This window comes from Arthrobacter sp. zg-Y750 (genome assembly GCF_020907365.1).
Classification (GTDB): domain Bacteria; phylum Actinomycetota; class Actinomycetes; order Actinomycetales; family Micrococcaceae; genus Arthrobacter_B.
Genome location: NZ_JAJJOC010000008.1, coordinates 149,511 through 162,274 on the forward strand (window position 1 = coordinate 149,511; position 12,764 = coordinate 162,274).

The following is a 12,764-nucleotide window of genomic DNA, read 5'->3' on the forward strand; positions in this document are numbered from 1 at the left end:
GCCCGTTACAGGCTGCCGTTGGCCGGGCCCAGCAGGGCGGTCAGGTTTTCCCAGCGGGAGATCTGGCAGCCGTCGGTTAACGCGAAGGACGCGTCCACCGCGCTCCCGTTGACGGTCCCGGTTACATGGGCGCGCTGCATGCCGGCAATGATCTGCGTGCACATCATGCCGGCCTCCGGTTCGGCGAAAAGCGTTGCCCCCTGCCCGGCCAGCACGGCACAGGCCGCCGCAGGATCGGGAACATTTGAGCCGGGGAGCGGGGTGGTGCCCTCGCACTGCAGGGTCCAAGTGTCAGTGGTGTTCTGGCCGTCCGCCATGAATTCCACCGTGAGGGAGGTTGCGGCCGCCTGACCGGGGGCGGGGGCCGGGGCGGAGGTGGGGGCCGGAGCGGAGGCAGTTGGGGATGCTGCGGAGGGCGAAACCCCGGGAGTGGCAGAGGCTGAGGCCGAGCTGTCATCGCCAGGGGTGCCGGCGTTAGAGCCGCAGGCGGCCAAAACCAGCACGGAACAGAGCAGCAGCAGGGGGAAGCCGGTGCGGCGGGGACGGATCATGGTGAGACCTCCATCAGTCGGTGGCCCCAGCCTAGTGGCCCCGTCAAGCGGCGGACCACCCAAATCGGCCCGCACGCTCAACCGGCGTAACCCGCTCCCAGTGCGGTCCGGGCCTGCTCCTCGAAGTAAGGACCCTGCGCCGGATAATAATCGCCGAACTCCGGCGCAGGAGTGCCGTTCAGTGCCGCTTTGAGCCGGTCCAGGTAGTATTCCCAGCCCGGACCGTAGCTGCCGGCCGCAGCGGGGTCGGCCAGATGCTGGATGAATTCCATCCGCGTTCCGCCGGCAGCGTCCTGCAACTGGATCTCCAGGTCCCAGGCGCCGTCGTCGTCCCCGACCAGCAGCCGCAGCAGCTCAGGCGCCGCGCAATCCCGGACCTGCACCCGGCTCCAGGGCAGACCCTCTTCGTAAAGCATCTGCAGGTCAAAACTGCTGTTCCGGGCCGGGTGCCCTTCCCAGCGGCCGAACCACGCCGCCGCCTGAGCAGGATCGGTGAGGGCGGACCATATGTCCGCCGGGGGCACCGGAAAACCGCGCGTAAGGATCAGCTGGTAGGACTGGTCTCCTGTGCGGAGGACCCGGCCGGTGGGCTCTGGCTCCATGGCTGCTCTCCCAATTGGGCCAGCAGGTCCAGGATGCGGGCCCGGAGCTGCTGTGATTCCTCGGCAAATGCCCGTTGCGCGGCAGCATACTCCGCCCGCCCCTGCGGTGTCTCCACCGGAATGGGTGCATAACCCCAGTCCTCAAGGTCATAGGGCGAGGCGCGCATGTCCATCATCCGGATCCGCCAGGACAGCTCGAAGCAGTCCATCACCAGCTCGCTGGGCAGCAGCGGGACAAGCTTGTACGCCCATTTGTACAGGTCCATGTTGGCGTGCAGGCAGCCGGGCTGTTCCAGGTCCCGCTGGTTTTCACGGGTGGGGGTCAGTTCGTTCAGGGGTACGGCTTCGGGGGTGTAGAACCGGAAGGCGTCGAAGTGGGTGCAGCGGATTTTGCTGCGCTCCACCAGTTCGTCGGTGCCCTGCGCACCCAGCCGCAGCTGCAGGTAGTCGTGGCGGATCCCGTTGTCCTCGGACTTGTACGCCATGGCCCACTCGTGCATGCCGAAGCAGCCCAGCACCGGTTTCCGGGCGGCCGTGCGGGAGAGCAGCATGGCGGTAAAGGCCGCCGCTTCACCTCGTGCCGCGGCAAACCCGGCCACGTCCACGGTCACGGCCGGGGCGGCGGCGTCCAGGCCGGCCGCGGCCGTTTCGTCTGCCGTGAGGTTTCGGTAGAACTTCCAGCCGGCACGCTCGTGCGCAGCTTCACCGGTCAGGACGACGCCGGCGCCCGGGTGCCAGCGCAGCAGCTGGCCCGGCTTTTGGGAATAGTAGGTGAAGAGGAAATCTTCCACGGGGTGCTTGCGTCCGGCGGAGCGGCGCTGCAGGTAGTCCTCGGTGAAGGGGCGCACACGTGCTTCGTGCGCTGCCTGGCGAGGCAGCCACTGGTCCTGGGGGAGGACAACGGGATGGGCGGAAGGAATCACGCCTCCATTATCCTGCCTGCCGGCATGGACGTCGTCGGCATCTGCGGAGCGTCCGCCTGCCGCCGCCGGAACCTTCCCGCGTGATCATTAGTAGGATGTGAACGGAAGCCCGTTCGAAAGGTGCAGCATGGTTGAGAAGGAAAGCTTCGTGTCCCGGTTCATGCGGACCACGGGCAAAGTGCGGCTGATCTTCGGTCCGGCGCAGCAGGGTTCCACCGAGCACCCCATGACCGAGGAAAATAAGGCACTGCTCAAGGCACAGCAGGAACAGGAAAAGGTCATGTGGGAGACCAAGACCCGGGCCGACGGCAGCAGTTACATCGTCTCCCGCGAGCGTCATTAGCCACTTCCTGGGCACCCATATGTGGCTGGTGCAGACCGCGTTCGCAGCGCTCGTCATCGCCGGACCCCTGCTGGGGGCGTGGCTGATACCAGGACGCGCGCGGCCCGCGTACTGCTGAATCTGTACACGGCCGCCATCCTGCTGCTGACCATGTTTCCCACTACCTGTGGCCATGTTCGTTGCCGGTGTCGGCTTGTCGGCACTGATCGAGGCGGTCCAGGCGTTCGTCCCCGTGCTCGGCCGCAGCTGCACCGCCACGGACTGGCTGGCCAACAGTGCCGGCGCCCTGACAGGAGCCGTGCTGGCGGCAGCCGCCCTGTGGATCCACCGGGCCCGCACCCGGCGGCGGCTACCCGCGGAATCCCCGCTCCAACCGGTTAAGCCGGAACCCTAGCGCCCGGTGCCGCCGTAAACCGTGGCCTCGTCCTCGCCGTCGAGCCCGAACGCCGCATGGACCGCGCGCACGGCCGTGTCCAGCAGCTTGGCACTGGTCACTACGGAAATCCGGATCTCCGAGGTGGAGATCATGTCGATGTTGACCCCGGCGTGGTGCAGGGCCTCGAAGAAGCGGTGCGATACACCCGGGTTGGAACGCATTCCGGCGCCGATCAGTGAGAGCTTGCCGATCTGCTCGTTGTACTGGATCGTGTCGAAACCGACCTCGTCCTTGGCGGCGTTCAGCGCATCAATGGCCTCCTTACCGTCGATGATCGGCAGCGTGAAGGAGATGTCGGTCCGTCCCGAACCCTTGGTGGAGACGTTCTGCACGATCATGTCGATGTTGGAGTTCGCGCCGGCCACAATGCCGAAGATCTCAGCCGCCTTGCCGGGGATGTCAGGGACACCCACCACCGTGACCTTGGCTTCGGAACGGTCGTGGGCAACACCGGAGATGATGGGCTGTTCCAAGGGTTCTCCCTCTTGAATCTTGATCTTGTCGTCGGGGCTGGGCAGTACCCAGGTTCCCTCGTGTGAGCTGAAGGACGAGCGGACGTGCAGCGGCACACCGAAGCGGCGGGCGTATTCCACGCAGCGCAGGTGCAGGATCTTGGCGCCGGAAGCGGCCAGTTCCAGCATTTCCTCGCTGGAAATCTTCTCGATCTTCTGCGCGCTCGAAACCACCCGCGGATCGGCGGTGTACACGCCGTCGACGTCGGTGTAGATCTCGCAGACATCGGCATCCAAGGCGGCGGCCAGCGCTACGGCAGTGGTGTCCGAGCCGCCGCGGCCGAGGGTGGTGATGTCGTGGCTGTCCTGGCTGACGCCCTGGAAGCCGGCCACGATGGCGATGTCGCCGCGCTCAATGGCCGTTTTGATCCGGTGCGGGGAGACGTCGATGATGCGGGCCTTGCCATGGATGGCATCCGTGATCATGCCGGCCTGGCTGCCGGTGAAGGACTGCGCGGAGCCGCCCAGCTGGTTGATGGCCATGGCCAGCAGGGCCATGGAAATGCGTTCTCCGGCGCTGAGCAGCATGTCCATTTCCCGGGCGTTGCCCAGGGTGGTGATTTGTCCGGCCAGATCGAGGAGCTCATCGGTGCTGTCGCCCATGGCGGAAACCACTACCACCACTTCGTTGCCGGCGGCATGGGTATCCACCACGCGCTTGGCCACGCGCTTGATGCCTTCGGCGTCCGCTACGGAGGAACCGCCGAATTTCTGCACTATCAGGCTCATGCGTACACTTTCTGAGTTTTGTTGTTCTCTGGTGTGCCCGGCATCTTCGGCGTGGCAGGTATTCCCCTGGAAAACGGGCCGCGCTACCCGCGACGTCCGTCCAGAAAGTCTATAGCTGCGCTTGGGCCGGGCTGAAATATCACGGCAACATGCACTTAACGTCACTTTGCGGCGAGTTTGTACCGTAGTCCCGGACTGCCGGACCCTATGGTGGGCGCCATGGGGAATAACAGTGCCGAGAGCACGGGCATAGTCGCCGAGGGAATCCAGCGCAGTTTCGGTAGCGTGCAGGCGATCCGTGCCATGGATTTCACGGCACCCGCCGGGGAAGTGACGGCGCTGATCGGCCCGAACGGTTCAGGCAAAACCACGCTCCTGCTCATTCTTGCCTCCCTGCTGGCACCCGATGCCGGTTCCGTGCGGATCAACGGGTTCGACCCGCTGACCCAAGCCGGTGCGGTGCGCGCCACCGTGGGCTGGATGCCGGACACGCTGGGAACCTGGGAATCGCTGACCGCCACGGAAATCCTGACCACCATGGGGGCCTTCTACGGATTGGGCCGGTCCGTTGCCGCTGCCCGTGCTGCCGAACTGCTGGACACCGTGCACCTGACCGAATACGCGGACCAGCCCGCACGCGTTCTGTCCCGGGGGCAGCAGCAGCGGCTGAGCCTGGCCCGGGCGCTGATCCACGATCCCTCCGTACTGCTGCTGGACGAGCCCGCGTCCGGCCTTGACCCGGCCTCTCGGGTGGACCTGCGGGTGCTGCTGCGACGGCTGGCCGGCGAGGGTAAAACGATTCTGGTCTCCTCGCATGTGCTCTCCGAGCTGGATGAAATGGCGGACCGGGCAGTTTTCGTGGCGCGCGGTGAAACCGTGAAGACCCAGTCGCTTTCCGACGCCGGCACGCAGGAACGCTGGTACACCGTCCGTGCGCTGGACACCGGGAAACTGCTGCGGCAGGTGGATGCGCAGCAGCTCCAATACCGGCAGCCGCAGGACCAGCAGCGGCCCCACGTACAGATCCGGGTGTCCGGCGAGGACGCAGCCGCCGAACTGCTGCGCAACCTGGTGCTTGCCGACGTCGGCGTCACCGCCTTCGCCCCGTCCGGCGGCGCCCTGGAAGAGACCTACATGAGTTTGGAAACCGATCGCCGATGAGTACCCTGAGCCAAAGTCCGGTTGTTTCCCCGCTTGGTTACGCCAGCGGCGTGCGGTCCGTGTTTGCCCTGGAAATGAAGCAGCGGCTGCGAACGCGCAGCTGGTACGTCCTGTTGACAGTCTGGTTTTTCGTCATTGGGCTCGTCGCGATGCTGACGGCCTTGAACGCCGGCTCCCAGCAGGGCCAGCGAGGCCCGGTCCTGTTCGAGCTGATGGTCGGCTTTGTCCTGTTCTTCGGCCTGCTGCTGGCCCCGGCCCTGTCAGCCAACGGGGTCAACGGTGACCGCGCCGCGGGCACTCTGGCTATTTTGCAGGTCACGCTGCTGCGGCCCGGCCAAATTTTGGCCGGCAAGTGGCTGGCGGCATGGGTTGCTTCGCTCGGTTTCCTGGTAGCGAGCGTACCGTTCCTGCTCTGGGCGCTCGTCCTGGGCGGGGTCCGTCCGCTCTCCGCGCTCGTGGCCGTAGTGATGCTGGCCGTGGAACTGGGGATTGTGTGCGCCGTTGGGGTGGGAGTTTCGGCGCTGGCCGCCCGTCCGCTGTTCTCCATTGTGGTGACCTACATGCTGGTGGCCCTACTGGGGTTGGGTACCCTGATTGCCTTTGGGCTCAGCACCACACTGACCGAGGGAACGGTTCGTGCCAGTCCGGTCCAGTACTCCCAGTCCGTGCCTTTCGACCCGGAAAACTACGAGTGCGTGGGAGAAGTGCAGGATATGCCGGCGCTGCGCACCGAACGGGTCGCCTGGATCCTCGCCGCCAATCCCTTTGTGCTTGTTGCCGACGCCATGCCGGCGCAGAGCGGAAAACCCGGCGTCGAGAGCGGAGTCATGGAAAGCATCAGCATTCTCGTCCGCGAGGCCCAGGCCGGTCCCGAGAGCGGGATGCCGTGCGTGAACGGCGAGAAGAAACCGGGCGTCACGGCCGGCTCACTGGCCGTCACGCCGATCTGGCCGCTGGGGCTGGGAATCCAGCTTGCCGTGGCCGCGCTGCTGCTCTTCCTGGGACGACGCCGGCTGGTGACGCCGGTGCGGAACCTCTCTGCCGGAACGCGGATCGCCTAGGACATGCTGCGGCGGCCTTCGAAGGCCCGGCCCAGGGTGATTTCGTCGGCGTATTCCAGGTCTCCGCCCACCGGCAGCCCGGAGGCAAGGCGGGTGACCTTGATGCCAAGGGTCTTGAGCATCCGCACCAGGTAGGTGGCGGTGGCTTCACCCTCGAGGTTCGGATCGGTGGCGATGATGATTTCGGAGATCTGTTCGTCGGAGAGCCGGCTGAGCAGTTCACGGATGCGCAGCTGGTCCGGGCCGATGCCCCCGATGGGGTTAATGGCGCCGCCCAGCACGTGGTAGCGGCCGCGGAAGGACCGGGTGCGTTCCACCGCGATGACGTCCTTGGATTCCTCCACCACGCAGATCATGGTGGGATCGCGCCGCGGATCGCGGCAGATGGCGCAGGTTTCCTGCTCCGTGACGTTGCCGCACACAGTGCAGAATTTCACCCGCTCCTTGACCGTGACGATGGCCGTGGCCAGCTTCTTCATGTCATCGGGATCGGACTCGAGGATGTGGAACGCAATGCGCTGGGCGGACTTCGGCCCCACGCCGGGCAGGCGGCCTAGTTCATCGATGAGTTCCTGAACCGCACCTTCGTACACGTAACCTTCTCTGCTGGGTTGAATTGCATTTGTTGCTCAATCATCTGCTGCCGGCAACCGGCTGGAGCCGCTGCCGGAATACTTGGCGGGGAGCGCCGTCGTTGGTGCCGTCCGGTCAGCGGCCGTCGACGCTGCGTTCCTCGATCAGCCGGCCGCCCAGGATCCGCTCAATGGCCTTGCGGCCCACCAGTCCCGAGTCCTCCAGCGTGATGTCATCGGCGCTGGGAACGTCTTCGACGTATGCCGAGTCTACTGGGCGGCTCCCCCTGACGGGGGCTCCGCCGCCGCGCTGGGCGGCTTCGTTGAGCAGCTTCTGGTAGCGGCTCAGCGGTTGGTTGGGGCCGGCGGGTGCTGCGGGTGTGGCCGGTGCAGCAGGAGCGGAAGCCCGAGCGGCCGGTGCAGCAGGAGCGGAAGCCCGAGCGGCCGGCGCCGCAGGAGCCGAAGCTCGTGCTGCTGGGGCCGCTGCCTCCGCTGCGGGCTTCGCAGCCGCCGGCGCGGAGGCTGCTCCCGTCTGGCCGTTTGCTCCGGTCGCTGGAGCGGCGCTCGATCCGGTGCCCGCCCAGTTGGTGGTGGCCCACTCGGAATCGGAGAGGTGGCCGCCGGAGTACACGTCGGCAGGTGCCTCGGCGGTTTCCCAGGCATTGCTTTCCGGTGCGTCGTTGAAGGGATCGGAAGGCTCGTCCGGCCACGGCTCATCCGACGGTGCCGGCTGGCGCGGTCCGGACTGGGCTGCCCGTCCGCCGCCACGGCCGGCGCCTGTGCCCCGGGAGGCAGAAGCTCCCGGCGCGTTGGACGGCGAGGCGGTCCGACGGCGCAGCGCAGCAGATGCCGCATTCACCGGCGCGGCCGCAGCAGGTTCTGATGCCTTCGTGTCCGCAGCTTCCGGATTCCGGCCGGCGGCGTGGGTGGGGGCTGCGGGGGAGGACGCAACCGAGGGTGCTACCGTCGCGGCTGAGGACGAAACTGCCGCAGCTGCCAGCGGCCAAGCCGGCGCGCCGGAGCCCCCGGCGTCCTGAGTTCCGGAGCCAGGCGATGTTGTGCGGGCGTTGCCAGCCGCTGCGGTGTCAGCATCCGGACGGGCTTCTGCCGTACGTGCGGCGCCGGCCGGGCCGACCGTAGGGGCACTTGCAACGGTGCCAGCAATGGCACTCGCAGGGGTGCCAGGCGCAACCGGTTCGTCCGGGTGCTCGGCAGTGGCCGGCGCGTCAGGGCGCCCAGCCGACGGCGCGGAGGGTGCCTGCCCAGCCGGTGCATTGGCTGCGGAGCTGCCGGGGCCACCCGCAGGAACCGTTGCAGCCGGGGCGGATGCCGGCGCGCGCCGGCTATCGGCTTTTGGGCCCGACTCACCCGCTGACGCCGAGCTGTCATGGATCGGATTGATCTGGCAGTCCAGCGCCAGGACCTGATGGATGGCCTTGCGCAGGTTATCCAAGTGGTCTGGCCGGTTGAAGTTGGTGGCAGCACCCGGGTTGGAGAACGCCAGTTCCAGAACCTTGCCGTCAAAGGAGCGAGGGCTGGAGTTCTTGCTGACGTTCAGCCAAGTGGCCCGGCGGATACTCGTGAGGGCATCCATGATTTCGGGCCAGGCGCGGCGGATCATCTCGATCTGCCCGCCTCCGCCTGTGGGAGCAGCTCCGTGCCCGGCGGCGGGTGCCTGACGGGAGGGGGCTGCAGGGCTGCCGGCGGCAGGCTGCTGTGCCGGCTGCGGGGCGGTGGGCTGCTGTGCCGGCGCCTGTGAGCCGTTGGTGGAGGAACCGTTGCTTCCGGCCGGTCCCGCTGGCGCAGCTGCGGACGACGGAGCCGAGCCGCTCCGGTCAGCGGCCGGGCTCTGCGCGGGTGCGGACGCAGCGCCGGCAGTGCTGCTGGCAGCGGGAGAGCTTTGGCCGGGTGCATCCACGGGAGTGGACCAGGTACCGCCCCAGTCCAGGGAGCTGCCCCCCGCAGCAGGAGCACTATCTGCCGCAGGTGCATCCGATCCGCCCTGGTCCGAAGTTTCCCCGGGGGAGGGGGTGGCGGCAAAGTCGATGCCCCGCGGCGAGGAAGGTGCTTCATCCACGGACGGCGCGGAAGCACCCGACTGCGATGCGGTGGGTGCGGCGGCCGGGATGGTGGTTACCGGCGAGGCAGCAGCGGCTGCGCGGCCCATGGCTTCGGTGGGATCGCCGGCGTAGCTCAGGCGCCGCTCGAGGCGGTCCACCCGTGCAGCGGTTCCGCGTTCGGTCTGGTCTGCGGCCGGCAGCAGGATGCGTGCGCAGAGCAGCTCCAGATGCAGGCGCGGCGAGGTGGCGCCGGTCATCTCGGTCAAAGCGGTGTTGGTGATGTCCGCGGCCCGGGAAAGCTCGCTGCCGCCCAGCTGTGCAGCTTGGGTCTGCATCCGGCTGATCTGGTCCTCCGGCATGCCGCGCAGCACGGCAGCGGCACTGTCCGGCATGGCGTTGACAATGATCAGGTCGCGGAAGCGTTCCAGCAGGTCTTCGACAAATCGGCGCGGGTCCTGGCCGGTCTGGATGACACGGTCGACGGCGCGGAATACCGTTGCTGCGTCCGCTGCGGCCACAGCGTCAACGACGTCGTCGAGCAGGGATACCGGCGTGTAACCCAGCAGGGAAACGGCTAGTTCGTAGTCCAGTCCCTCGGGGCCGGCACCGGCCATGAGCTGGTCGAGGACGGACAGGGTGTCACGCACCGACCCGCCGCCGGCCCGGATCACCAGGGAAAGCACACCGGGTGCCACGGCTACCTGTTCCTGGGCGCAGAGCTTTTCCAGGTAGGCCAGCAGCGGCTCCGGCGGGACCAGGCGGAAGGGGTAGTGGTGGGTGCGGGAGCGGATGGTCCCGATGACCTTGTCCGGCTCCGTGGTGGCGAAGATGAATTTGATGTGTTCCGGGGGCTCTTCGACAATCTTCAGGAGCGCGTTGAAGCCGGCCGAGGTGACCATGTGGGCCTCGTCAATGATGAAGATCTTGTAGCGGTCACGGACCGGAGCGAAGGTGGCCCGCTCCCGGAGGTCGCGGGCGTCGTCCACGCCGCCGTGGCTGGCGGCGTCGATCTCGATAACGTCGAGGCTGCCGGAACCGTCACGGGCAAGCTCAATACAGCTGTCGCACTTGCCGCAGGGAACGGGAGTGGGGCCTTCAGCGCAGTTCAGGCAGCGCGCCAGGATGCGCGCGGAAGTGGTTTTGCCGCAACCACGGGGACCGGAGAACAGGTACGCGTGGTTCACGCGGTTCTTTTGCAGGGCCGCCATCAGCGGCTCCGTGACGTGCTCCTGGCCGATCACATCCGCGAAGCTCTCGGGACGGTAGCGGCGGTAAAGGGCTGTACTCACAGATAGAAGCCTATCGGTTGGCACTGACGGTTTTCACTCCGGCGCCCGGTGCGTGACGAAGCGCTCTCCGGGGAAAATTAAAGACCCCCCATGCACCTGCCAGAGCCCGCTTACCCTTGCTACCTTCCGGTCCTGGGGGAGTTCACAGGATGACACCACATGAGGGGCCGGGAACCAGTCTACCCGATATTTGAGGGTGCCGAATGCGCGCTGGCGGGCTCCTTGAGCCGCGGGACCGCGCGGGCTTGCAGGCCCTTGTTAACTGCGGCCGGAGCCGGTTGTGCGCATTCCGTCCATCAGAAGGGTGATCATGCCGTCTGCGTCATGGCGCCAACCCGGTTGGCCGTAGGCGGTTCCGATGCCGTGCAAGGCAAGCAGGACGGCCCCCGCTCCTATGTCCTTCCGTATGGTCCCAGCGGCAGCGGCTGCGGTCACCAAGGTGTCCACCGCTGACGTGAGCTTCCGGGTGCCGTCGGCGATCGCCGTCGTACTGCCGGACAGGAGGACCGCCAGGGTTGCCCCGAGTCCCTTCTGCGACTCCATATGATCGACCATCCCGTGCAGGAATGCCTCCAGTGCTTCTTCGGCGGGCATAGCGTCCTGCAATTCCCCTGCCCGTTCGCACAGGGAGTCGATCTCTTCCTGGTAAACGGCCTCAGCCAGCGCTTCCCGGGTGGGGAAGTGGCGATACAGGGTTCCCGTGCCAACACCGGCCAAGCGGGCGAAGTCGTCAAAGCGCAGCTCGACGTCGCCGGCGTCAAATACATGCCGCGCCGCAGCGATGAGAGCATCCCTGTTCCGCCGGGCATCGGCGCGCAGCTGCTTGGTGGCGGTCATGGCACTCCTCGGGATCGACAAATGGAGACGATCTCCATATCGTACCAAGTGGAGACAGTCTCCACTTCCACCGATTCCGGGAGGTACTGCATGAAGATCCTGATGTTCGGACGAGGCGTTATTGCCACTATGTACGGGTGGGCACTTGAGCAAGCTGGCCACGAGGTGGAATTCCATGTCCGGCCCGGCCGCGCGGCGCACTACGGCGACGGCGTTGAACTGGACCTCCTGGATGCCCGGCGCCGGCCGTGGGGCAGGCGCCGCACCGGAGAGATGCCGCTCCGCTTCCGGGAGGAGTTGACGCCTGAGGACGGCTTCGACCTCGTTGTACTGAGCGTCCCGCATTACCGTTTGACGGAAGCGGCAGCGTTCCTGGCTCCCCGCATCGGCAGCGCGTCGGTGCTGGTTTTCGGCAACGTATGGGATGAGCCGCTCGAGGCCGTCGCGGCTCTTGATCCTGAGTGTGTGGTGTGGGGCTTCCCCCAGGGCGGAGGCGGGTTCGGCTCCGACGGCGTCTTGCGGGGAACATTGCTGGCCACGGTCATCTTTGGCACGTTCGGCCGTCCTCCGCAGGAGCGGGAGCGGGCGGTCCGGGCAATGTTTCGCCAGTCCGGGTTCCGGGTTCGCGAGCAACCCGACTTTCGCGGCTGGCTGTGGACCCACTTCGTTTCGGACGCAGGACTGCACGCCCAGGGTCTGAAGGCGGGGTCGATGGCGGGGCTGGTGGGGAACAAGGCCGGCCTGCGCAGAGCGATGAGGACCAGCCGGGAACTGCTGGCGCTGCTGCAGGCCCGCGGCGTCGATCTGCGCCGCCACCGAGGTTCGGTGCTTCCATTCAGGGCACCCGCATGGTTGACGGCTACCATCCTGGCTTGGGTCCTTGCCCACTTCCCGCCGGCCCGCGCCAACTTCGAGGCGCACGCAGACCCGGAGACTCAGGAACCGAAGGTGATTTGCCGGGACGTCCTGGCTGAAGCGCGGAGGCTCGGCGTTCCGGCCACCGGCTTGGCAGCAGAGGAGCTGTACTTCATCCATAGTGGTCCCGAAAACCCGTAAGCATGTACCCCTCTATATCCACCTCTCTACGTGCGCCTCTATAAGGGATTGCGCACGGGGAGCGGGTGTCGGATTCCGGGCCTTGCCGCTGCCCGCCGGGCGGAGGTCTGCGACCCTCGGAAGGGGTGTGACAGGTCACTTCGAAACGGTTTGCGGGGACCGGGCCGGGTGTGCAAAGATAGACGAGTCGCCGCGGCCGGGACGCTGAAATAAGCGCCCGAAGCATGGCGGCCAAACCCACCAAAAAACAGAGTTTCCCTGGTGCGCCCTTCACGGGCCGGCAGGAAAGACTCAGGCTTTTTGCTGGGCCGGAACGGCGGTAGACACGCCTTCCCGGGGCTTCCGATAAGGAAAACCGGGAATTGCGGAAAACGCCGGAATGGAATAAGATGGAAAACCTTGCAGCGAAGAAGAAAAGGAAAACATTGTTTTCCCGAGTATTTTCGGATTGCGTCTGTTGTTTGAGAACTCAATAGTGTGCCAAGTTTTATTGATACCAATTTATTTTAATTGGTTGAATCGACTGTTCCGCCCACCCCGTGGGCTGGAATGGTTTTTTTAGCTGGTTTCGAATTTAGTGCAGTGCCTGGCGGCCAATTTTCCTTGGCCCCGGCATTGTGTCTGTATGAACA

General features: G+C 66.3%; 12 protein-coding genes and 1 other RNA gene. 5 read left to right on the top strand and 8 right to left on the bottom strand.

Translation table 11 applies throughout. The annotated features are described in order from the left end of the window. Positions 1 to 5: 5 nt before the first annotated feature. The 3 genes from LOC57_RS06270 to LOC57_RS06280 all read right to left on the bottom strand — a co-directional run bounded on the left by LOC57_RS06270 (position 6) and on the right by LOC57_RS06280 (position 2,076). Entirely contained in the window at positions 6 to 551 is a 546-nt protein-coding gene (locus tag LOC57_RS06270) for a serine protease inhibitor (protein WP_229958741.1), read from the bottom strand. A gap of 77 nt (positions 552 to 628) precedes the next feature. Next, on the bottom strand, positions 629 to 1,153 hold the full coding sequence (locus tag LOC57_RS06275; RefSeq protein WP_227926033.1) for an SRPBCC domain-containing protein: 525 nt from the start codon (positions 1,151 to 1,153) through the stop codon (positions 629 to 631). Then, the gene (locus LOC57_RS06280; protein ID WP_229958742.1) at positions 1,096 to 2,076 is read right to left on the bottom strand and encodes a 3-methyladenine DNA glycosylase; all 981 of its coding nucleotides are present in this window, start codon (positions 2,074 to 2,076) and stop codon (positions 1,096 to 1,098) included. Before LOC57_RS06280 ends, LOC57_RS06275 begins: the two co-directional genes overlap by 58 nt. A 127-nt stretch (positions 2,077 to 2,203) precedes the next feature. On the opposite strand from LOC57_RS06280, the gene LOC57_RS06285 reads away from it, so the two are divergent. Then, positions 2,204 to 2,419 (top strand): hypothetical protein, encoded by a 216-nt coding sequence (locus LOC57_RS06285; protein WP_227912435.1) that lies wholly within the window; start codon positions 2,204 to 2,206, stop codon positions 2,417 to 2,419. A 172-nt stretch (positions 2,420 to 2,591) separates the two neighbouring features. Further along, positions 2,592 to 2,813 (top strand): VanZ family protein, encoded by a 222-nt coding sequence (locus LOC57_RS06290; protein WP_229958744.1) that lies wholly within the window; start codon positions 2,592 to 2,594, stop codon positions 2,811 to 2,813. Here the strand turns inward: LOC57_RS06290 and LOC57_RS06295 are convergent. Further along, a complete protein-coding gene (locus tag LOC57_RS06295; protein ID WP_227912434.1) occupies positions 2,810 to 4,096 on the bottom strand; it encodes an aspartate kinase in 1,287 nt (428 codons plus the stop codon). The genes LOC57_RS06290 and LOC57_RS06295 overlap by 4 nt on opposite strands. Positions 4,097 to 4,315: 219 nt before the next feature. Between LOC57_RS06295 and LOC57_RS06300 the strand changes: the two genes are divergently transcribed. Then, positions 4,316 to 5,257, top strand: coding sequence for an ABC transporter ATP-binding protein (locus tag LOC57_RS06300; RefSeq protein WP_229958746.1), 942 nt, complete (start codon positions 4,316 to 4,318; stop codon positions 5,255 to 5,257). Then, positions 5,254 to 6,318, top strand: coding sequence for an ABC transporter permease (locus tag LOC57_RS06305; protein ID WP_229958748.1), 1,065 nt, complete (start codon positions 5,254 to 5,256; stop codon positions 6,316 to 6,318). The genes LOC57_RS06300 and LOC57_RS06305 overlap by 4 nt, the downstream gene beginning before the upstream one ends. On the opposite strand, the gene recR is transcribed toward LOC57_RS06305, so the two are convergent. From recR to LOC57_RS06325, 4 genes are all read right to left on the bottom strand, one after another. Continuing rightward, entirely contained in the window at positions 6,315 to 6,911 is a 597-nt protein-coding gene (gene recR, locus LOC57_RS06310; protein WP_227912431.1) for a recombination mediator RecR, read from the bottom strand. The genes LOC57_RS06305 and recR overlap by 4 nt on opposite strands. Before the next feature lie 115 nt (positions 6,912 to 7,026). Beyond that, complete coding sequence (locus tag LOC57_RS06315) at positions 7,027 to 10,239, bottom strand: DNA polymerase III subunit gamma and tau (protein WP_229958750.1); 3,213 nt, start codon at positions 10,237 to 10,239, stop codon at positions 7,027 to 7,029. Positions 10,240 to 10,315: 76 nt separating this feature from the next. Beyond that, positions 10,316 to 10,411: signal recognition particle sRNA small type (gene ffs, locus LOC57_RS06320), an RNA gene on the bottom strand. 86 nt (positions 10,412 to 10,497) lie between these two features. Continuing rightward, positions 10,498 to 11,076, bottom strand: coding sequence for a TetR/AcrR family transcriptional regulator (locus LOC57_RS06325; protein ID WP_227912429.1), 579 nt, complete (start codon positions 11,074 to 11,076; stop codon positions 10,498 to 10,500). A 90-nt stretch (positions 11,077 to 11,166) separates the two neighbouring features. Here LOC57_RS06325 and LOC57_RS06330 point away from each other — a divergent pair, with 90 nt between their 5' ends. Beyond that, positions 11,167 to 12,132, top strand: coding sequence for a ketopantoate reductase family protein (locus LOC57_RS06330; protein ID WP_229958752.1), 966 nt, complete (start codon positions 11,167 to 11,169; stop codon positions 12,130 to 12,132). The last annotated feature ends 632 nt before the right edge of the window (positions 12,133 to 12,764 follow it).